The organism is Desulfatitalea alkaliphila (assembly GCF_022968795.1).
GTDB classification, from domain to species: Bacteria; Desulfobacterota; Desulfobacteria; order Desulfobacterales; family Desulfosarcinaceae; genus Desulfatitalea; species Desulfatitalea alkaliphila.
This window is the reverse complement of record NZ_JALJRB010000013.1, coordinates 1-21,753: the sequence shown is the minus strand read 5'-3', so window position 1 is coordinate 21,753 and position 21,753 is coordinate 1. Positions and strand designations below refer to the sequence as shown.

Annotated in this window: 18 protein-coding genes; 8 read left to right on the top strand and 10 right to left on the bottom strand. The window is 57.1% G+C overall.

What is annotated here, in order from left to right; all coding sequences use genetic code 11:
- Positions 1 to 25: 25 nt before the first annotated feature.
- From MRX98_RS12365 to MRX98_RS12340, 6 genes are read left to right on the top strand one after another with little or no spacing between them, the layout of a single operon-like run.
- Positions 26 to 796: an SDR family oxidoreductase gene (locus MRX98_RS12365; protein ID WP_246908807.1), complete on the top strand. Its 771-nt coding sequence runs from the start codon at positions 26 to 28 to the stop codon at positions 794 to 796.
- A gap of 55 nt (positions 797 to 851) precedes the next feature.
- Positions 852 to 1,910 carry an alpha/beta hydrolase gene (locus tag MRX98_RS12360; RefSeq protein WP_246908805.1) on the top strand — a complete coding sequence of 353 codons (1,059 nt, stop codon included), beginning with the start codon at positions 852 to 854 and terminating at the stop codon, positions 1,908 to 1,910.
- 11 nt (positions 1,911 to 1,921) lie between these two features.
- Positions 1,922 to 3,019, top strand: coding sequence for an alpha/beta hydrolase (locus MRX98_RS12355; RefSeq protein WP_246908803.1), 1,098 nt, complete (start codon positions 1,922 to 1,924; stop codon positions 3,017 to 3,019).
- Between the two features lie 10 nt (positions 3,020 to 3,029).
- Positions 3,030 to 4,106 carry an alpha/beta hydrolase gene (locus MRX98_RS12350; RefSeq protein WP_246908801.1) on the top strand — a complete coding sequence of 359 codons (1,077 nt, stop codon included), beginning with the start codon at positions 3,030 to 3,032 and terminating at the stop codon, positions 4,104 to 4,106.
- 24 nt (positions 4,107 to 4,130) lie between these two features.
- Positions 4,131 to 5,300 (top strand): (R)-mandelonitrile lyase, encoded by a 1,170-nt coding sequence (locus MRX98_RS12345; protein WP_246908794.1) that lies wholly within the window; start codon positions 4,131 to 4,133, stop codon positions 5,298 to 5,300.
- A complete protein-coding gene (locus MRX98_RS12340) occupies positions 5,297 to 6,139 on the top strand; it encodes a flavodoxin (RefSeq protein WP_246908787.1) in 843 nt (280 codons plus the stop codon). Before MRX98_RS12345 ends, MRX98_RS12340 begins: the two co-directional genes overlap by 4 nt.
- Before the next feature lie 415 nt (positions 6,140 to 6,554).
- On the opposite strand, the gene MRX98_RS12335 is transcribed toward MRX98_RS12340, so the two are convergent.
- From MRX98_RS12335 to MRX98_RS12320, 4 genes are all read right to left on the bottom strand, one after another.
- Positions 6,555 to 7,694 carry an SNF2-related protein gene (locus tag MRX98_RS12335; RefSeq protein WP_246908779.1) on the bottom strand — a complete coding sequence of 380 codons (1,140 nt, stop codon included), beginning with the start codon at positions 7,692 to 7,694 and terminating at the stop codon, positions 6,555 to 6,557.
- 280 nt (positions 7,695 to 7,974) lie between these two features.
- Positions 7,975 to 8,970, bottom strand: coding sequence for a DUF4268 domain-containing protein (locus MRX98_RS12330; protein ID WP_246908777.1), 996 nt, complete (start codon positions 8,968 to 8,970; stop codon positions 7,975 to 7,977).
- 59 nt (positions 8,971 to 9,029) lie between these two features.
- Positions 9,030 to 9,644 (bottom strand): hypothetical protein, encoded by a 615-nt coding sequence (locus MRX98_RS12325; RefSeq protein WP_246908775.1) that lies wholly within the window; start codon positions 9,642 to 9,644, stop codon positions 9,030 to 9,032.
- 71 nt (positions 9,645 to 9,715) lie between these two features.
- Entirely contained in the window at positions 9,716 to 10,753 is a 1,038-nt protein-coding gene (locus MRX98_RS12320) for a helix-turn-helix transcriptional regulator (protein ID WP_246908773.1), read from the bottom strand.
- A gap of 73 nt (positions 10,754 to 10,826) precedes the next feature.
- Between MRX98_RS12320 and MRX98_RS12315 the strand changes: the two genes are divergently transcribed.
- Entirely contained in the window at positions 10,827 to 11,048 is a 222-nt protein-coding gene (locus tag MRX98_RS12315) for a hypothetical protein (protein WP_246908771.1), read from the top strand.
- Positions 11,049 to 11,293: 245 nt separating this feature from the next.
- Here MRX98_RS12315 and MRX98_RS12310 read toward each other — a convergent pair whose 3' ends face one another.
- Positions 11,294 to 11,932, bottom strand: a complete 639-nt coding sequence (locus MRX98_RS12310; protein ID WP_246908769.1) for a TetR/AcrR family transcriptional regulator — start codon at positions 11,930 to 11,932, stop codon at positions 11,294 to 11,296.
- Positions 11,933 to 12,026: 94 nt separating this feature from the next.
- Positions 12,027 to 13,625, bottom strand: a complete 1,599-nt coding sequence (locus MRX98_RS12305; protein ID WP_246908762.1) for an acyl-CoA dehydrogenase family protein — start codon at positions 13,623 to 13,625, stop codon at positions 12,027 to 12,029.
- A 483-nt stretch (positions 13,626 to 14,108) separates the two neighbouring features.
- Between MRX98_RS12305 and MRX98_RS12300 the strand changes: the two genes are divergently transcribed.
- Complete coding sequence (locus tag MRX98_RS12300; RefSeq protein ID WP_246908760.1) at positions 14,109 to 15,071, top strand: ADP-ribosylglycohydrolase family protein; 963 nt, start codon at positions 14,109 to 14,111, stop codon at positions 15,069 to 15,071.
- A 55-nt stretch (positions 15,072 to 15,126) separates the two neighbouring features.
- Here MRX98_RS12300 and MRX98_RS12295 read toward each other — a convergent pair whose 3' ends face one another.
- Genes MRX98_RS12295 through MRX98_RS12280 form a run of 4 tightly spaced genes read right to left on the bottom strand, consistent with a single transcriptional unit; the run spans position 15,127 to position 21,609 of the window.
- Entirely contained in the window at positions 15,127 to 15,378 is a 252-nt protein-coding gene (locus MRX98_RS12295; protein ID WP_246908752.1) for a hypothetical protein, read from the bottom strand.
- Positions 15,379 to 15,410: 32 nt separating this feature from the next.
- Positions 15,411 to 18,575, bottom strand: a complete 3,165-nt coding sequence (locus MRX98_RS12290; RefSeq protein ID WP_246908751.1) for a DEAD/DEAH box helicase — start codon at positions 18,573 to 18,575, stop codon at positions 15,411 to 15,413.
- Positions 18,575 to 20,389, bottom strand: a complete 1,815-nt coding sequence (locus MRX98_RS12285) for a phospholipase D family protein (protein WP_246908749.1) — start codon at positions 20,387 to 20,389, stop codon at positions 18,575 to 18,577. The genes MRX98_RS12290 and MRX98_RS12285 overlap by 1 nt, the downstream gene beginning before the upstream one ends.
- Positions 20,386 to 21,609: a DUF6361 family protein gene (locus MRX98_RS12280; protein ID WP_246908747.1), complete on the bottom strand. Its 1,224-nt coding sequence runs from the start codon at positions 21,607 to 21,609 to the stop codon at positions 20,386 to 20,388. The genes MRX98_RS12285 and MRX98_RS12280 overlap by 4 nt, the downstream gene beginning before the upstream one ends.
- Positions 21,610 to 21,753 lie beyond the last annotated feature (144 nt).

The following is a 21,753-nucleotide window of genomic DNA, read 5'->3' as shown; positions in this document are numbered from 1 at the left end:
GGCACAGCAACAAGGAGTAGATATCATGAGCAACAACATCAAAGGAAAAGTCGTGGTCATTACTGGCGCAAGCAGCGGGCTGGGTGAGGCAACCGCCCGGTTTCTCTCGGCCCAGGGCGCAAGCGTCGTTCTGGGTGCGCGGCGTGTCGAGCGCCTCCAAGCCCTGACAGAAGAGTTGAACCAGAACGGCGGCAATGCCTTAGCCATCGCTACGAACGTTACCGACCCCGACCAGGTCAAGCGACTGGTCGATGCGGCCGTTCAGACCTACGGGCGCATCGATGTCATCATCAACAATGCCGGGCTGATGCCGCTCTCGCTGCTCGAACGGCTCAAGGTCGACGACTGGAACCAGATGATCGACGTCAATATAAAGGGGGTGCTGTACGGCATTTCTGCGGCGCTTCCGTATATTAAGGAACAGAAGAGCGGACATGTCATCAACGTCTCTTCGGTGGCCGGGCACAAGGTCAGTCCCGGCAGCGCAGTCTATTCGGCCACCAAACATGCAGTTCGGGTACTGTCTGAAGGACTCCGCCAAGAGGCAAAACCCTACACAACATCCGAACGACAGTCATCTCGCCGGGTGCCGTCGCCACCGAGCTGCCCGGTAGTGTCACCGAGTCCGACGTTGCCGACAATATTCGTAATTTCTACGACGAGTATGCAATCCCGGTCGATTCCTTTGCGCAGGCGGTCGCCTTTGCTATGTGCCAACCGGACGAGGTGGATATCAACGAGATCCTGTACCGGCCGACGGCTCAGGTATTGTAAATGGCCTGCTTGGATCAACTGAATATACATCTGGATGCCGAAGTATTACAAAAAAGCCAATATAAAAGGAGAACGAGATGTCTAGTTTGAAAATCGCAATATCACTATTGGCAACAATTATCACTCTTTCAGGAGGAGCAGCCATGGCTGCAGACTACAAAAGCAATCCATTTTCACTGACCTACGAAGGTGCGATTACCGAAAATGTCAAAGGGAAAGTCAATATCCATCCGGTCACTTACAAACTGAATGGTCTCGATATTTCCGCCAATGTTTACACCCCGGCGAACTATGACCCCAGTCACAAATATCCGGCCGTGGTGGTGGCTCACCCCAATGGTGGCGTGAAAGAGCAGGTTGCCGGGCTGTATGCACAACGTCTGACCGAACAGGGATATATCACCATCGCTGCGGATGCGGCGTATCAGGGGGCCAGCGGCGGGGTGCCGCGCAATGTGGATAAGCCAGCCAACCGAATTGAAGATATTCATGGCATGGCTGATTTTATCACTCAGTACGCCGGGGTCGATGCCAACCAGTTGGCTTTACTTGGAATCTGTGGCGGTGGTGGCTATTCCTTAAAAGCGGCCCAAACTGACAAGCGATTTAAAACGGTAGCGACTTTAAGCATGTTCAATTCTGGTCGGGTGAGACGCAACGGCTATATGGACTCGCAAATGTCCACCATCCAGGATCGTTTGCAGCAAGCATCAGACGCCCGCGCACAAGAAGCGGCCGGCGGCGAGATACTCTATGCCGGCGATGCCAAGCTGACAGATGAACAAATCGCCAAGCTGCCGTTTGATCTCTATCGTGAAGGGTTCGGGTACTACGGCAAGACGCACGCACACCCGAATTCAAAGTTTCGGTACACCATGAGCAGTCTGCTCGATCTGATGAGATTTGATGCCGCCAGCAATATGGACCTGATCAACCAGCCGTTACTGATGATGGCAGGGGCCAAGGCCGATTCCCTGTACATGACCCTGGATGCTTTCAAGGAAGCGCACAGTTCCAAAGATAAAGAGCTGTTTATGATCGCTGGTGCAACCCACATCGAAACCTATTGGAAGCCGCAATATGTGGACCAGGCCATGGGCAAATTGACCGAGTTCTTCGGCAGGACGCTGAAGTAAGGAGCTGAACCATGAAGAAGAAAACCTTTCGTAGCTTAATCGTTGCGCTCACGCTGATATTGGTCAGCTTGAGCTTCTCCGCCGGTGCCGTCGCCCAGAGTAGTGGCAAACTTGAACCGCTGGTCATTCAGCAGCAAGGCAGTTTTGCCGTTGGTGGAACGGTCATCAGCACACCAGGCACCTTTAACCCGAACAAGCCGTTTGAACCGGCCGGGCAAACCCTGCACGGCGACCATGCCTACGTGTTTTACCAGAAGCCGGTAAACGCCCGCAAATATCCCCTCACCTTCCTGCACGGAGCCGGACAGTTTTCCAAAACCTGGGAAAGCACGCCCGACGGTCGTGAGGGATTTCAAAACATCTTCCTGCGGCGCAATTTCAGCGTTTACCTGCTCGACCAGTCCCGCCGCGGTGGCGCCGGGCGCAGTACCGTGGCCATGAACCTTACACCGAATACGGATGAGCAGATGTGGTTCCAGCAATTTCGCCTTGGCGTATGGCCCGATTTCTATCCGGGAGTGCAGTTTCCGAAGGACGAGGAATCCCTGAACCAGTACTTCCGCCAGATGACGCCCAACACCGGCCCGTTCGACATGGATGTGATATCCGACGCCATCGCGGCGTTGTACGCCAGGACCGGACCGGGAATCCTGGTCACACACTCCCAGGGCGGCGGGCCAGGCTGGGCTTCCGTTATGAAAAGCCCGAACATCAAAGCCGTGGTGACCTATGAATCGGGCAGCGGCTTTCCCTTTCCTGACAACGAGGTTCCCGCGCCCATTCCCAACGGGTTCAACAAACAACTCGAAGCCTATGGCGTTCCGATGGATGACTTCAAAAAGCTGACCCGGATTCCCATCGTCGTCTACTACGGTGACAATATCCCCAACACCCGCCACGAAAATCCCGCCCTGGATTACTGGTACGCCGCTGTTCAAATGGCGGAAAAATGGGCCGAGACGGTCAACAAACACGGCGGAGACGTGACAGTCGTGCACCTGCCCAAGGTTGGGATCAAGGGCAACACGCATTTTCCGTTCTCGGATCTGAACAATGTTGAGGTCGCGGATCATTTATCCGCCTGGTTGGCAAAGAAAGGGCTGGATTAGGGCTTGCAGCGTGGAATTTAAGCCGAGCGAACAAGAGCAACCTATTTCATCCCAGCAAGAGTATGGAGCAATGAGCAGATCGATATTCATCCTGATGCTATTTCTGACCTGTTTCACGGGTGGTGTCGCCATGGCGGAAGCAAAGACAGGCGCATCCTTGGGTACAAAAGGAAACGGGCAAGGACGTTATGCCCATCTTACGACCGCTGATTCGGTTCGTGACATCGTGGAGCATCCGGCTTTTAAAAGCTTCAGTCAGCTCATCCTGCCGACAGAGCAAGACACTCGTTACCTCGATACGCCGCTCAGCAATGTCCGCTCGCTCATGCCTTACCACGGCCACGTGAACCCCGACACCGTTGTCGGGGCGCTGAACCGTATGATTGATGATGTCAACGACGGCAAGGCTGTTTTCTACGACTTCTACGCCGAACAGCAAAAGCGGGACGACCCCGCAAAAGAGAACACCGGACTCTTCTTCTATGGGGGCGAAAAGGGGGCACCGTTTGCCATTGTCTGTCCTGGCGGAGGGTTTTCCTATGTCGGCTCTCTGCATGAAGGATTTCCGCTTGCTTTGGAAATCAGCAAAAAGAAGTACAACGCCTTTGTCATAAGATACCGCATCGGTAGCCAGCAAAAGGCGACGGAGGACCTGGCGGCGGCTATAACCTATATCTTCGAGAATGCGGAAGCACTCGGGGTCAGCACGGCCGGTTACTCACTATGGGGCGGCTCTGCCGGAGCCAGGATGGTTGGCAATATCGCCTTTAGCGGAGTCGCCGCGTATAAGGGCGACGATCTGCCGAAACCGTCAACCGCTGTTATCGCCTATACCGGCCAGTCCAGTTTCTCTGAAGATTTTCCGCCGACATTTATGACAACCAGCGCAAATGACGGTATTGCAAATGTCTTGTCTGTCGACAGACGCGTCAAGAATCTGCGTGAAGCCGGAGTTGAGGTCGAATATCGACGCTATAGAACGGCCGGTCACGGTTTCGGGCTAGGCACAGGCACAGACGCCGAAGGATGGCTGGATCTTGCGGTTCAGTTCTGGGAAAAACATTTGAACCCATCAATCAGTCACTGACTGGCGACATAAAAAGGAAAGAACATGAAAAAATACGCAAAAACTATCACGACATTGATGATTGTACTGGTCTCTATTGTGAGCTTTTCTCAAGCACAGGCTGATGAAAACAAAACCTTGACCACCAAAGAGAAAGGAATCATTCCCATCGCCGCTTTCACGGCAACGGGAAATTTACCGCAGCTGGAAACCGCCCTTACTGAGGGGTTGAACGCCGGTCTGACAATTAATGAAATCAAGGAAATACTGGTGCACTCCTATGCCTATGCCGGTTTCCCCCGCGCCCTTAACGGCATCAATACCTTTATGGCGGTGCTGGATCAGCGCCGGGAGCAGGGAATAAGCGACACCCCAGGTAAAGAAGCAAGTCCCTTGCCTGCCGATTTTGATCGAAATGCCTATGGCCATCAGGTTCGGAACGCCCTTGTCGGTAGGGATATTTCAAACCGTACCAGCGGGTATGCGGTATTTACGCCCGTTATTGATCAGTTTTTAGTGGAGCACCTGTTTGCCGAGATTTTTGTCAGAGATGTTCTCACACATCAGGAACGTCAACTGGTGACTATCAGTATTCTGGCCGCGAAGACAGGGACAGAACCCCAGCTACGATCCCATTTCGGAGTTTCCATGAACGTAGGGTGGAGCAAATCCCAGCTCGCTGATTTTATCCAAGTGCTGGAACAAAAAGTCAGTGTAGAGACAGCTCAAAGAGCCGCTGACACACTCAACGATCTCCTGGGTATCAACCTTCCTGAGAGTCGGAATCCATCCGTCAAGGTCATCAAAAATCAAGCACCGACAAAAGGCTCGGAGGATTATTTCACCGGCAATGTCACTGTCGAATCGAGGTTTTCTTCAGAAACATCTGACAGCTATCGCGGCGGAATCGTGAATTTCGAACCCAGGGCACGCACCGCATGGCATACCCATCCTTTCGGACAGACTTTGATCGTTATTTCCGGGCGGGGACTGGTGCAATCTGAAGGAGATGCCATACAGGAAATTCTGCCAGGAGACGTGGTCTGGATTCCAGCAAATGAGCGCCATTGGCACGGTGCTGCGCCGGATAGCCCTATGTCGCATGTGGCAATTTCCGATCCCATGAATGGTTCTACCGTGGAGTGGATGGAACATGTCAGCGATGAGCAATACGCCAGCAGGTCATCCTTTAAAAACGAGGAAGAAAAACCATGAAAACGATCTTGTTTACAACTGTGATCCTCGCTGCGTTGGCGTGTAGCACCATCGGCTTCGGCAAAGAAGCAAAGGGAAACGAGACTGAACTAAAAAGCAATCCAGAAAGCCTCACAACTGTTTCTGGAAAGAAAACCTTGATTGTCTACTTCTCCATGCCGGAGACCACCGACCCCAACAAAATGACCACCGATGAGGACAACAGCGTCGTGGTTATCGACGGCAAGGTGTTGGGCAACACCCAGTACATGGCCTATGTAATTCAGAAGACCACTGGGGCGGACATCTTCCGCATCGAGCCGGTGACCCCCTATCCCACCAATCATGCGACACTGGTCGATCTGGCAGAGGACGAAAAGGATGCAAACGCCCTCCCAGCCATTGCGGAGCAGATTGAAAACTTCGCGCAGTACGACACGGTCTTCATCGGCTATCCCATCTGGTGGCGCGATATGCCCATGATTCTGTATACCTTCTTTGAGGGATACGACTTCGCTGGAAAAACCATTGTGCCTTTCAGCACCCACGGCAGCAGCAGATTCGCCAGAACGCCTAAGACGATCCAGCAGCTGGAGCCGGAAACGAATGGAGGCGTATGGGGGACGGGCGTACGGGGGACGTACGGGGCGTACGGGGGACGTACGGGGGACGGACGTACGGGGGACGTACGTCATTTATGCAGATCCGCAACGACAAGAAGAAAACCAACTTCTATCGCTTTTCAATTTTCCGATCTACATCATGATAGAACAATCAGCAGCTGCATGTGCTTGCAACTGAATTCGCTGGTTGGAAAAGAAGCTCAGATTGCCACCATTTTATACATGAATGGTCCTTGAAGGTCGAGCAGCTTATCGCTAATCTAATAATGCCCATTTCCAAAAAACCTGTATCGAATTTGGTGTCAATTCCGGCGATATGTAAAAGCAGGTTCTCACAGAAAGGATCCTCGGCGAGGACAATGCTCCCGCCCATAGCCTGTTCCGGCTGCAATTTTTCAAAGCGCCGGCCGATGTGATCTTGCCAGGCATAAGGGGGCTGGGCTTATTGCTCATCGACAAGGCCGGGGGCTACTTACTGTACCGGTCATCAGCCGGCGCTATCCCCGGGAGCATCTATGCGGGCTTCTCTTGGCATACGGGATTTGTAGTAGGAATGGACCTCGAGGTCGATAACTGTATATCTTAGTACGTCCCCCCCTTTCCGCGACGATGCGTTTCCGGATAGCGGTGCGGAAGGCGTCAAAGGCCCGACTCAATTCGATCTCCCTGGGATCCAGGTCCAGAGAAAGCGCCTTGGGGGCATGGCGGGTGCAAAACTTGGGCGGCTGGGTGCGGGCGTTGATGTCCCGCTTGAGCCGGCGCAGCACAATCTGCTCCACCTGTTTGCGTTCCGCCGGCTTAAGGTTGTCGGTCTGGCTGAACCGCACCGGGTCGAGGATCTCCAGCAGCCCGGTGAAACAGCGGGTGTGCCCGTTGTGGGGGGAGTCGCACTCAGAAAGAGCCGGTGTTCGAACTGGGGGGCCAGCAGGCGCAGCATGCGGCACAAGTCGCTGTCATCGCCAAAGGCGGACGGCATCAGATTGTGACATTCACCCACGATGAGCAGGTTCCAGGGCAGGTGCGGCGAGCCTTCCGGGGTCCGGCAAGCGGAAAGGAACTGCTTGAGTACATCCTCCTGGCGCAAATAGTGATAGGAAGCAATGATGCGGCTGTACGCGCGCCAGGGGTTGGCATCCATGCCCAGCCGTTTGCGCAGATGGTGGGTCTCCGCCCGGTCCACCAGATTGAAGTTCAAAGCGAATTTTTCCCACATTTCATCACGCCATTGCAGGCGCAGGGAGGCCGGGGTCAGAATCAAGACCCGTTGTATCCGCGGGCGAATCAACAGTTCACTGAGGATCAATCCGGCCTCGATGGTCTTGCCGAGCCCTACGTCATCGGCAATGAGCAGGTTGACCCGGGGCATGAGCAATGCCTTTAGCAACGGCACCAGCTGAAAGTCCTCGACCTGGACCGCCCCATGAAAGGGGCTTGAAATCGGTGCTCGTGCATGCCGGCCGTCAGGATCGACAAAGTGGATTGTGGCGGTCCAACGAGCAGCCCGCAACAGCGCGTCGAGATCCTGGCAGGGCATGGGATCCGCAGAATGGATAGCTGGAAGGGCCGTCGGTTCCAGAAGGGTTCGCCGGGACTCCAATTCCCAGAGAAGCTGTTCGGAAGACGGACGTTGATCATCCTTGTAGTCGATGTCGACCAGATGCAACCGGCCTTGGTTTCCGTCAAACGGCGCAACCGCCGCGATTACGCCGCGCCGGTTGCGAACTGTGGCGAACATGCCGAAACGTGGGTTGGATGAAACGCTCTCCGTGAAACTCATGTCCAGTTTCTTCATGCCACAGGTTTAGGTGAAACGGAGCATCATGGCAGTCCACTCTCAGAGCGATGATCGTGCACAACAGGGCGCTGTCGCGTCTTCTCATGTGCTGCGCATCGCGGCACTCGGGGATGGTGGTGCGGCCTGAAATAGGCCTGAAGTGCACTCATACACCGTATAGGTGTTTTTGTCGACCTCGGAACAGCCATCCTTCAGAGTGACCATTATTATTCGACATGAGCCTGCGATACCCATAGACTATGGGTATCGTAGGCTCATGTACAAACGCCTTGGAGAACTATTCAGGACTGAACGAAAGCTCTTGTTTCATGACATCCATGACGGGCTTGATATGTTCAAGTAATATACTTCTGAATAGCGCCATTTTATCGATCGCGTATCCGGTCAGGTCTTCCGGCAACGATTCGATATTAACGCCGTCGCGTTCCAGTTCAATTCTGCATGACACAGCCGCTGGCAACTGCTCCCATTTTAATTTGGTTTGCATGGCATGTTCGATTTCTTCGCGTTTTTCTGAAATCAAACGAAAAAAAACTTCATTCTTTTCACTGCGATGACCCTGATCGTTTGCAAAATCAATGTAAAGCTCGATAACGAAGCGGCTCATACTTTTAAATGCCCATTGAAATGCAAGCCCGCCATATCCGCTAGGAATGGCGCACCAATTTTGTGTCGGACCTTTTGAAGCGTTCGTGATGCCAGGGTATTTGCTTTTGAATGTATCCAATAGATTCTGCCAAAAATTCTGGTAAGCGAGCAATTTTTGCGATGGCGCACTCCCGTCTCCGCGAGTACGATTTTTCGTATAATCGTTTGGTTTTACGATAATATCAAAATATGGGGCCGGCAAGGAATTATCGACCTTAAACAACTTAACCTCCACGCCAAAAAATGACCATCCATCCTTGGATTGATTGTTCAGCCACTCAAGCGCCGCAATGTGTTCGTCCCGCATCCGCTTGCTGATCCATATTCCGATTCCCGTTTTTGGGAATTGGGCCAGATAGGTCAACAATTGTCCAAGGTGGCTGTGGTCTGTGACTTCCAATTGATTCTCAATAGCCACCGGTCTATCATTGGTCAAGTCATGGGCCAAAATGTCCAATCTGAATTTACCGACGGTGTATTCATTACAGCGATGTTCGAGATCAATACCGATTTCTTCACCCAGAAGTTCCAAGTTGTTCGCCAACCAAGTTGTGAAATCCCTGGCTTCGTGTTCCCATACGGTTTTCAAATCATCCACTTTGCTCAATGTGCCAACTTGATTCATTGTCAATGATTCCTTTGCGTTTGAAAGATCTGTAATATGGCCTATTATGCTATTCTTTATTACTCTTCCGAATTAATACATCCATTCTCGATACCCATCGATCGAAAAGGTTTTCCTGTTACCCAAAGCAAATGTACAATGCGCTGAATTTCAGATTCTTGCCCGTTTTTCATAATGAAGGGAAACCCTTTGGCAAATTCGATTCCTAGCGCATACGCATCGCATTCAGGGCATATCGGAATAAAGGCGCTTTTCCCTTTTATTCGCCTTTGACTGACCGAATGAAACTTCGGTGCAAGAAAGTCGATGATGTGTTGCAGCGTTTCACGCTTAATCTTGACGATCTCCGTTTCGCAAATCGGGCACGGCTCACCGAATCGAACCTGCTTGCCGGTCGCGGTTTTGTCATTCTTGCCGACCGGGGCCGTGCGTTGATTGCGTTGCGCCTCCTTCTGTTGGATGAACCCTGCAAGCAACACCCCGTCTTCCGTGAGTTCATACCCGGCCATGGTCCACCGGATGACATCCTGCATCACCAAACTCTCCAGGGCCTTGGGGTTCCAATAGCGCTGCATGCTTTCGGGCATGCACGTGCCGCCTTCGTATGTGGCAAGGATCAGCCGTTCATTTTTGGATAGCGAGCGCACCCAATCCGCGATTTCCGCCTCGGTCATCAATCGTATTTTCTCCAAGCTTGAATTGTCGGACCATCATTAAATCGATCAGCGCCGGACCGCAGCCTCGGTCAGGATGCAACACGCGATTTCCGCCCGGAAATCGCCGGTTCCGAAGCCTCTTCCAGCGCACCGCCGTATTGCTCCAGCGCCTGCTGCAAACTCTGCCGCACATCCTGCTTCAACTCCTCCGGCGCCAGCACCACCGCTTCGGGGCCGAGGCTCAAGACCCACTGGCGGATCTCGTCCAGGCCGGCTACGCTGAAGCTGATCTCGATGCCGCCGTCGATCAGCTTTTGAATCTGCTGGCTCTTGTGCCACACCTTTTCTTCCACCCAGCGGGCCCACGCCGGGCTGATGCGGATGATCACCGCCTGCAACGCCTCCTGCATCACCTTGAAGCTGTTGCGGATGTAGGCGTCGAAGGAAAAATCCGCCGGGATTTCGAAGCGGTCATCGGTCAGGTGCAGCATGTTGATCCGGTCCACGACAAAGGTGCGCACCTCGTCGCGCAGGTGGCAGTGGCCGATCAGGTAGATGGTGTCGTCGTAGAACCAGATCTTGTAAGGATCCACCCGCCGGCTGGTGCGCTGGTTGCTGCGCAGGGACCAGTAGCCCAGTTCCAATGTTCTTCCGTCGGCGACCGCCTGGTTGATCCGGCCGATCACCTCGGAAAAGCGGCCGTAGTTCTTGCATGGGCCGCCGCCCATCCGGTAGGCGGCGCGGATGCGGTCCAGGTAGGCCAGGGTTTCGGGCGGCAGCATGGCCCGGATCTTTTCCAGCACGCTTTGCTGGGAGGACTGAAAAACGGTTCCCTGGAACACATCGAGCAGATCGCCGCCCAGGTGCAAACAGAGCAGTTCGGTCAGGGTGAAGGGCTCGGGGATCTTGAAGCGGTAATCCTCCATGAGACGCCAGCGGCTGGCCTTGCCCTCTTTTTCGGTGTAGAGCGGAAAGCCGGCCAGTTGCAGGTCATAGAGGTCCCGGTAGGCGGTGCGCAGGGACACCGCGCTGGTTTCCGCGATCCGGGCGGCGGTCATTCCGTTTTTGGCCGACTCCAGTTGTCGCAGGACGCGCCACTGTCTGGATAGTTGATCACCTCTCATCATACCCCGCAGCATACCACCCCACTTTGTCGGATGGGGTCAATTGTCCCGCCGGTTTTTCCGCCGCGGCGATTTTATGGATAGGCCGCTCGGCGGCGCAACCCCCGACGGCGGCGGCATTGACAGGCTTGATTCTGTTTTCGGGATGAAAAAAGACGCGAGACGCAATGATATTGACTGCTCTGACGGTTTGCAAAGTAGTGCGCGCCGCATGACCTTCCAAGGCGCCTGGCCGCATGGCGGCTTCAAATGTGGTGGTACCTCGCTTCACCTGAACCCCGGCTCGATGTATCCGTGATTTGGTCTGTCATCGGCCGGTGGCTTGATTTCTTGAGGATTATTCATCGAGAACAGCGCGGTTCATACCGGGGCCATTTTGTAGACGCGGTCGCAGCGCGGAATAGCGCGCAGTGCCTCCGGTTTAGCATCCGCTGAGCAAACCCATCCGACCCGAATCCGGCCGCTTGAAATGCCAACTAGTCTTTTCGCAAGCCCTTAGTGGGCAATGATCTGGGCGGATGTTACTTACGGAACCCCCACCGTTCAAGCTTCTTGATCGTCCTGCGGCAACCGGCCGTAGCTCTCCACGGCCTCGGCCATCATCTTGGCGATGCTTTCCATGTGGCGGCGGACTTCGGCGCTGTCGCGGCCGGGATAATTGCGGAAGGTGATGAGTATGCCGTTCAACGCGGCGAAATAGGTATGGGCCAGAGCACGTTTGTGGCGGCCGGCACCGCAATGGCCCAGGACACGTTCGAACAGGTCCAGGACGGAGCGAGCGGCTGTGTTGAGTTTTTCCAGTGGTTTACCGCTCAAACGACCGTCGAGCATAAAGTGGGTCATCATTCGGAAATAGTGATCGTTTTCGGCTAGAAAGGAAATGAATTCGTGGCCGAAGGCGGTGAGATTGGTGATCTCGCCCTTTGAAATACGCGCGTCCACGCGCGCGATAATCTGCCGGGTGCCGACTACGAACGCTTCCACAAAAAGGGTCTGCTGGTCCGGAAAATACCGGTACAGAGAAGAAACAGCGATACCGGCTTCTTTGGCGATATCGCGCATGCTCACCGTCTCGAAAGGTTTGTGGCTGTAGACCCGTTCGGCAGCGGCGATGATGATTTGCTGACGTTCCCGGCGCTCCTTTTTGCGCAGATGAGCGAATGTGGTGACTGCGGTTGTCATGTCGGCATGCGTTCTATGGGTTGTCGTGAGGGCGGTCCGGACAGGACGTGGCCTGTTTGTTCCGGTCCCTGCCCCCATTATTATGTCTGTTTCATTATCCCTGTTTTTCCACCATGGCGGCCGCCACATCTTGATAGGCGTGGAAGAGCCGGTGGCAGAACCGATCCCAGCGTGCGCAGACTTCCAATGCGTCCGGGCTCATTTCAAAAAGACCGGGACCGGAAAGAATCCCCTTGATCTCCTGTTGCAGCTCCTTTACCAGATCCTCGGGCGCTCCCGCAAGGATGTTGGCGACAAAGACTTCCGGCGCATACCAGGAAGAGGCGCTCAACAGGTCCCTGTGAATCTGGGCCAGCAACACGTTGCGCGGCCCTTCCCACAGTTCGTTGACCGCGGCGTCCCGATAAAGGCGTGGCAGGGCGGAAAAATCCTCCATCACCCCATGCCCGCCGAATAGGCTCATGGCCAGGCGCAGAGCGTCGGGGGCATCGAAGCTGGTGGCCATTTTCTGGAGCATGATCAACTCGCGGATGTTGAAGCGCCGTTGCTTCAGATCGTCGGTATCCTGTGCATCGGGTGCAGCGGCAAGGCCGCCGGGCAAGGACAGGATGTCGGCATTGAGGCGAAAGGCGCCGGCCAGGGTGCGTTTGGCGGCCTTTTCGATGGTGGCCAACTGGCCGGCCACCATGGGCATGCGGCCGATGGGAAAGCCGAAGGCCTCCCGAAAATCGCAGTATCGCGCCGCCTCGCGCCAGGCGCGCATCATGCTGGCGGCGCCGGACAGACCGACGGTGAGCCGCGAGTAGGTGAGCACGATGCCGACCATGTTGGCCAGGCCGCGTTCCAGCGGCCCCACCGGGTAGGCCAGGGCCCCGTCGAGGGTCAGCTCCGCGGTGGTCAGCTCGCTGGTGCCCATCTTCCACTTGATGCGATCGATGGTGAAATGGTTGCGCCGCTCGCGCGCCTTGTCACCCGGCAGCCAGGAGGGCATAACAAATAGGCCGACCTGTTCGGAGCCCGCGGGCTTGGCCGTCACCATGGCATAGTCGGCATGGGTGGCCGAGCAGAAGAACTTGGTCCCGTAGAGGCGCCAATGGCCGTTTTCCTGTCGCGCCTCGAGCAGGTTGGCCTTGACGTCCGAGCCGCCCTGGATTTCCGACAGGTATTGGGCGCCGATGCCGAAACGTCCGTCCCGGCCCTCCTTGCAGTGGGCCAGTATGGACTGGATCTCGGGTGTTTCGGCAAAGCGCTCCAGCACCGCCACCATCCCTTCAGTGCAGGTCAACGGACAGGAGATGCAGGCTTCGCCGTTCTGGTAGATCAGATACATCTTGATGAAGCGCACCCACGGGTGGGTCTTGTCCGCGAAGAGCGCTTCGCCGAACACCTCCTGTTCCATCACCTCGGTTTCATGGGGCCGCACGATGCGGTCGATGCGGTTGCCGTGGCCGTCGTAGTGCATCATCCAGGGACGCTTCTCGGGCCAGGCAATGGATTCGGCCATTTTCCGCCAGCGAAAAGAAACCTTGCCGGAAATCTCGCGGGCGGCGGCATCGACCTCGGCGGCATGGGCGCCGGTGAACACGCGCACCGCCTTTTGCGCGAAGGGGTCTTGCGCGTAGTAATCGCAGTTTTCGCGCCATGCGAGAAAATCGTCGAACCCATAGGGGTTTGCAGCGTTGGGGTAACTCATGTCGTCTCCTATAAAATTTAGGCCGGGTATCACGGCTTGGTTGCTTATTGGACCAGCTGTTCCCGCAGCTGGTGTTTCAAGATCTTGCCGGTGGCGTTTTTGGGCAGCGCTTCGACGAACAGCACCTCCTTGACGCATTTGAAACCGGCCATTTGCTCACGGCGGCGAAGCGATTGACCCGCGCGTTGGCTTCCTTGAAGGTGAAACGTTACTGGGCCCCCAGGCAGCCTTCCAGGTTGGGAGTGAGAAGCGCGCGGTTTGCCATTATTTGACCGGTGTTGATACGCATGCGAACCCTCCTCTTTGATAGTGATTCATAGTCTCGATTGCGAACAATGTTCTGTTATAGGCACTATTGTTCTCGGCTGTCAATCAGGGCATGCGAAAAAGGCACAACAACTGTGACCTCATCTGTCAAACAAGGATGTTATAAAGGGGACAATTACCAATCGTTACCCATCCGACATCAACAAGGAGCGCGGCGTGTACCTGGATCTTCAATTGAAAAAGAAACAGATGAAGGAAATCACCAAGGCCAAGGGGGTCCTGTACGGGCTCGCCATCGGGGATGCCCTGGGATGGCCGACTGAGTTTTTGAAACTGGACCAAATCAAGTCCCGGTACGGCCCCCAAGGGATCACAGAGCTGCCGGACCCCGCCCTATTCACCGACGACACCCAGATGAGCATCGCCGTGGCCAGGGCCCTGCTGCTTTCCGGGGAAAAGGACATCGATGACATCATGGCCGCCCTGCGTGAGGAATTCATCCAGTGGCTGCACGCCCCCGACAACAACCGGGCACCCGGCAATGCGTGCCTACAGGGGGTGGCCAACCTCGAGAGGGGCATCCACTGGTCTCGAAGCGGCGTACCCCGTTCCAAAGGCTGCGGCTCCGCCATGCGCGCGGCCCCCATCGGCTACTTGTACCAGCATGACCCGCAAAAGTTGAAATCAACGGCCAGTGCGTCCGGCATCTGCACCCACGGCCATCCAACCGCCGATGCGGCCTGCATCGGCGCCGCGTACCTGGTGAAACTGGCGCTGGATGGAACCGACCCCCAACAGGTGGTCCCCGAGCTGTTGGCCTTCACCGCGGGGATCTCCGCTGAGTTCGACCGGGCGATCCTGAAAATCAACCGATGCCTGGCCTGGGAGGATTCGCACAAGGCCTTGTCTCATCTGGGTGAAGGGTGGGTCGGCGAAGAGGCGGTGGCCTTGGCCCTGTACTGTTTTCTGCGGCACCCGGAGGATTACCGCGCGGTGGTCACCCTTGGCGCCAACACCAACGGCGATTCGGATTCCATCGCCTGCATCGCCGGCGCCATCAGCGGCGCCTATCTGGGGGTGTCGGCCATACCGCCGGATTGGATCCGGAAGATTGAAAAGTCCGATTATCTGGGGAACTTGGCCGATGGCCTGGCCAGGAAGAAAGGTTTCTTCCTATGAATCCCGACACAGCCTTTTCCGCTTCGACAAGCGCCTTCCCGAAGCCACTTCGGGTTCACTGATTGTGCGGTTTACGATTCCTGCCATCCAATATCTCAAGGAACGCCATCAGGTCCGTCATGCCTTGGGGAAGACTTTCTCCTTTCGGCCTTAGCAGCGCCTTCCAGAAGCACTCCTTTTCGGCAACCGCATACACATGGGGGCCGTATTCTTCATGGGATTTGTCCGGCAGTATTATGCCGCGCTTCTTCCCAAGGGCATGGAGCAGGCGGTCTGCAATGCTCCGTTTTGGTCTTTTGATCGTCATGAGGTCACCTTCCACATCCTGTCTTCCAACGCCTATGCCGGCTGGGTTTCCGGCGGCGCCAGCGAAATGATCCAGTCATCCAGGTTCACGGATTCATGGTTGCCATCATGGCTGAGACTGAACAGCAGGTCTTCCTGGCGCGGCTGGCCGAAGACCATCCGGTAGAGCGCCAAGCCCTTTTTGAGCCGCTTGAGCTTCCCGACTTCCCTGCTGTACGGCAGCAGCGGAATACGTCGCTCCACGCGTGCAGTGCCTTCTTCGAAAATCCAATACGGGATGAGATCGGAGTGCCCGTTGGTTTTGCCGTGGGCTGCGATCTCGAAAAGGGTTTGCCATGGATCGTCGTCATGGCGATGTCCGGATAGTGCCGCCAATCCATATCGCTGCGCAATGTTCTTTCTGACCGCGTGCCCTTTGTATCGATGGACCCGGCCTTCGCGTTGTTCCAGGTCGACCGGGTTGGCGGGCAGGTTCCAATGCACCACGGCATGACACCATGTGTGGAAATCCAAGCCTTCCTGACCGATAGAGGTGGAGGCCAGTACAAAAGGGCGAAACGGCGAGTTGAAGGCGTCGCGGAGCGTATCGGCACGCACGAGGGCCTTGTCGTTGTCGTCCCGGATATCTCCGAAACGAAGGGCGAAACGGCAGCGGGTGTGGAAGGGGTCGATGGCGAAACCCTTTCCCGATCGTTTGATTTCGTCAATTCTCATGGGAGCGGTGCGCAAGGACAGAACCGATTGAATGCATGCGGCCACCCCGGCAACCCGTTCGGACGGCGAATGCCCCTGGAGCCCCAACGACTCCTTGAGCACATGCACGTATTCGTCGAGAACGGCTTGCAGATTGCCGTCGATGCCGTATTGAAGCGCCAAGCGCCAGTAGGAGTCCTCGCCGGCGCCGCGCAGCATGGCGATCGTCTCGGGCATGTTGAAGAGTGTGCGGAAACCGGAGGCGATCCGGGCGGCGGCGGACAGCAGCCCCGTATCGGCGGGTTCCAACCCGGGCCCGATGCGGCGCAGGGCTCTCAGGGCACACACGCCCGGGCCGGCCAGGGCAAGGTCGCACAGTACATCCGCGAGGTCGTGCGGCCGGGGGCCGAAGGTCATCTTGCCCTCCGCCGCATGGACCAGCAGATCGATATGATCTTTGAAGCGGGTACCTGGCGCATGGTCCGGTGTTGCGGCGCGCCAGCCCGAATCACGCCTGCACCAGTCAAGGAGGCCATTGCCTGCATCGAGGAGTATGGGCGCCGCCCAGTACCATCTTTCGTCGGCGCGCAAACCCGGTCCGGCAGCCGGCAAACGCTGGAGGAGACTGCGGCAAATCGCCTTGACCTCCGCTCTCAACGCCGCAACGGACAATGGCCCGCCCCCGCGCCCCCGCGCCACCTCCAGGGGGTCGATCCGGGCGGCAAGGGTCGGCGACGGCAACAGCCAGGCAACAACCGGCATCCCGGTCAACCGGCCGTTGCTCTCCCTGAAATCGAGCAACCGCGACGCCTTCCAGCCGAACCTGGCGGCAGGTTTATATCCGTTGACCATGCGCCGCTCCGCCTCATACGAGCAGATACTCGCCACCGCGTCGGGAACGGCACTCCAGGACGAGAACACCAGCGCCTTGGTCAAGCCCTCCTTGCCTTGAAAAACACTGCCGGGCGCGGCGTAGGGCATGGAAGGCGGCATCCACAGCAGTTGCCACATGCCCTTTTCGATCGTGTCTTCAAACAGCACGCGCATCCGCGGATTGGCCGGATCCAGCGGGCTGTAGGTTTCAAAACGATCCTTTCGCAGCAACGCGCCATTGGCCGATGAGAGGGCGCCGCGGAGAGCGTCCGGGGGCGCGTCCAACTGCGTATCCAACTTGCGCCTGAGGTCATAGTGCTTTAAAAAATTGACCAGGTAGGGAACGGACTTCCAATATTCCATCGGTTCCCCGGCATTGACGCTACATGCCACCTTGTCGGCCATCGCAGCGTTTTGAAGGTCCCACGGCTTGAGCGGCGCCGGCTGTTCCGTTTCGCGCAGCATCGCGTTGTGATCCCGCGTGGTGGCGACCCGCTCGGTACGGCACATGACCTCGAGCAGTGCGTTCTCGATTTGCGTTTTCTTGCCGGAAAGGCCCGCCGAACCCGAAAAGCAGCCGTGAAGGGCGGTGCGATGAGCGGACAATAGATATTTTACCTCGTCGACCCTGTCCTGGTCGTTGTACAGAAAATTCAGGGTTCTGATGAAATCCGGATAATGGTCGTCTTCTTCCGTTTCCTGATCGAGGGTGAACATCTTGTAGGGCGTCGCGGACAGGAGCAAAACGCGCACATCGGGCTGCGCGAAGAGCGCGCCGGCCAGAAAGGAGGCGTCATCCCCCGCATCCAGCAAATCCTTGAAACGCTGAAACTCATCGAGAATGACCAGGCTGGGGCGCAATGCGGAAAGACAGGCCAAGGCCAACTTGCTCCTGAGTTTTCCGATCAAATCGTAGCGCATCTCACCGTCCTCGAGAGGAATCCTGCTGTAATCGCGATAGCGGGCGAAGCGTTCGCAACACTCCTTCAGATCCGCGTACAGGTCCGGATCGCCGAGAACGGCCTTGCGAAAGGCCCTGGACAGGTCCGGGTCCAAATTTTCAGCGAGCAGACCTTCGGCCGTGGCGCGCCAGCGCTCTTTGCCGGAGGTCGCCTGCAACAGGTTGCGCAGGCCTGCGCGCAACCGTGTTCGTCGCCGACCATGGGCCAAGGGCAGGTCGTAGAGCATTCGGTACAGAATGGCCCTCTCGTCGGCGTGGCCGCCCCGGCTGCGAAAGTGGTCGAAGGCGGTACCGGGCGTCAGGCTGATGAAGTTCACCTTGTTGTGCCGCAGCGACCGAACCTGTTTGGGAAGATAGGTCAGCCGCGTGGCGATGGAAAAACCGTCGCTGTCACTGACATTGAGCCGATTGACGTTCTGCTTGGCGATCGCGGCATTGGAGCAGATGTAGATCACGTCGAACCGCTCCACCCGGTCCTGCAAGTGTTCAAGGGTTTTGGCAATGACGCCCCTGGCGACAAGGGTTTTTCCAAGGCCGACCTCATCGGCGATCAGAAAGCGCGACGTCCCGTTTGCGCCGTGGAAGCGCCGGAACACATATTCAACGGTTTTTCTCTGAAAATCTTTCAGCCCGGCCAAGGCGGGGGCTGCCGAATAGTGTTTGTCGGGCATCACACCCCTCCCACCGCGGTCTCGAATACCGACCAGAGCTTCAAAAAGCGCTCCGGGACAACGGCATTGCGGGTGTCCCGGGACAGCTCGCGCACCAACCCGGAAATTTCGCTGAGCCGCTCCGGGTATCGGCTGAAGGCGCGGGTCAGCTCCTCCAGCAGCGGGACATCCTCCCCTTCCGCCATGCGCAACAACCATTTGGCCGGCCCGGTACCGCTGCCGGCACCGAAAAGAGCGCCGGCCGCATCATTGCCCAGCAAGAGCAACAAGTAGCGGATGAAGCCTTCCTGATTGCGGATCATGGTTTGTAAAATGGCGGCATTGCGCTCATCCGGAAGCCCTGTGACCGGAAGGTTCAACACAAAACGGGCCGACACATCCGGATGGCGGGTGGTGAGCGCGAACGCAATCAGGCCCGTTGCGGACGATGCGGAAAACGCGCCAAGTGCGATCCCCCCGTCCACCTCACCCGCCGGAAGGTTCACCGCCAAATCGGAAAGGACGGTGATCGGCCAGACCGCGGCACTCACAATGCCGTCCAGGGGCGGTATCCGCCCGGAAAGCGTCAAGGCCCACAAATCGTCTTTCAGCGCCGCAGCGCAGGTGATGGAGAGTTCCGCTTCGGATATACTGCGGCGCGCCGCCTCCACACACTCCTCGGCCTCCTGTTTTTCGCTATCCCCCTCGGAATCCCCGGCACAATCGAAGGTCACAAGATATTCCCCCAGGCCGTAATCCCCGAGAAGCGCATCGATGCCGCCGACTTTGCTTCTCCGGCCGACCAAGCCAACCAGAATCTCGATGTTGTTCGAGGCCTGGAAGGCGGCGTTGGTCGCATTGGCCGACCCCATGACCAGGTGGGTGAAATCGGTGTAGTGGCGCGTCTCGAACAAGTAGGCCTTTGCATGAAGACCGGTAGCCCGAGGATGATCGGCCGGGTTGAGGGCCTCGCCATCCTCGGTTTCCGCCGCCTCGTCCAGGTGGAGGCACTGTGAAAAGAGGGCCAGGGTCTCCTTATGAAGGCCGGACAACGTCTCCGGCCTGGAGATCAGGGCAACCGGCGCCTTGGTTTCCTTTACCAAGGAGCGAAGCGCCTCGTCGGCGCAAAAGGGTGAGATCACGGCCATGCGATTGGCCGGCGGCGGGCGCCATTCATACCCCTTGGTGCCCGGCAGGTAAAAGGCCAGCTCGCCGAAGCCCTCGGGCAGCTCCCACACGACGCGATGCAACTCCTCGGAAAACCGGTGCGCTTGCGCCTGCCGGGCCTTGTCCATGGCCCCGGTGGCCAGCTCCGGCAGCGTTTTAAAGAAATGGGCCAGCGGCTTGTTCTGTGCGGCTTTACGCCTGCCGATGGCGCCCTCGAGCTGCAGCGACAGGTCCCAGGATGGATCGGTGGTCATGTTTCTGGTTAAGACCACCAGCCGGTACATTGCGCCCCTGCCATCGGGATCGACGAAACGAATGGCCCAAATTTTCGGGTGAAAAACGCCCCCCTTGGGTGCCCCCACCTCGATGACCATGCCTTCCAAATAGCCGAACAGAGGATTGGGCTTGGCCACCCGGGGGACTTGAATCCGCCCTTTCTGCACATAAACGGAAATTGCCTTGGCGTACCGGCGCATGGCCTCCAGAACCGAGAGGGGATCGGGATCCCCCTGGCCGTCGGCCGCCATCAATGCCAGGTAAACCGGGGTTTCGAGCAGCAATGCCGGGTCCATTGAAAAGGTCGTTGCCAGCGCCTCGTCAAACACCATTCCCGGCGGAGGCGTCAAGGCGGATGTATAGAGGCTGCGGGCGCTTGGATTCAGCATCATGCCCTCCTGTGCAATCCCTGGTGGAGGTCCTGCAGAAGGACCTTTACGTTCGGCCAGCGATACACCAGCCTGCCGACACCGGAATACCCGCCCCACTGTTCGAGCGCCCGCCGGTTGCGGAATCGGGACCGGGCGCCCTTGAGCGCCATCTCCCTGGTTTCAATGAGGCGCATCGCTTCGGCATTCGAAAGGAGATCCGCGGGCGCTTTGCGGGTGTGCTCAATCCACTGCCGGACAAAAGCGCGCGTCCGGGGGGTGATGGCATGGCCGTGGTCAACGGTCAACGCCCAAAGACGATCGATCGACCAGGCGCGGATCTCGCCCAGAGGAACGGTTGCAGCCCATTGATCGAAGCGTGCCTGGTGCTCGGCAACAAGGCCGTCCTGGCTGCGAAGCCTGGCGAGCAGGATGTTGTAGGACAGCGCCGCGCTGTGCATCACCCCGGAAAAGAGCCGCGCATGCGTCAGCAGCTCTTGGTGCTGCTTGGAAAAGCGGCCGAAATCCGGATGCGCCCAGGGCGCTGCGCTGTCGGCGGGCGCGCAGTGCAATGCCAGATAGGACAACAGGCTGCCGGGGCAGGCCACACGGATGCGGTCCCGGATGAATTCGGCCTCTTCCCGGGAGAGTGCGAAATCCGCCCTGGCCGGATAATCATCGGGTGGAGCGGGTAAGCGCGGGTGCCAACTCAGCGCATCCCTTCTGCGCTCGACATCGATGTCGTCGCCGCGCGCCTTGGCATCCTTTTCGTAAAGAAGCAAAGCATTCCGCCGGCGGTGGGTTTCTTCGATGCGCCGGTGATACTCATCCTGCGAAAAGGGCGTCATCCGTATGCCCCAGATGCCGAGACCGGCCCAATAAACAGAGCTGGGCAACCGCTTGAGTTTCTTGCCGGCATTTTTGCCGAAAACCCCGGCCTGATCACCGGAATCCATCAACGGCTGAACCAGGTCCCTCTCCTGCTTGTCCGCCTGAACCGCAAACTGCTTCGCCGTCAAACGCCTCTTTTCCAGGGCATCATACATCCATGGCACGAAAAGCATGTAGCGCAGACGTGTCTGGATGGTGCTTGTGCCGGGAAACAACTGGTCGGCGAAGCTGTCGCGCACGGCGCCAAGCCCGAGCTCGTCACGACTCTCCTTTTCCTGAAACAGGGAGAGAATGCGAAGGGTGCGCTCGCGCGCTTTCGCGTCGTGGTCGATCCATGCCAGAATGGAAGGCATTTTACTTGTTCTTCCCCGGTGCAATGCACCACATGAAGGACTGCACGTCGATCATGTCTCGCGGATGCATATCCATCATGGTCAACTCACTCCAGAGATATCGAGCGAAATCCTGCAGACAGGAGTAGGTCAACCAATTCAATT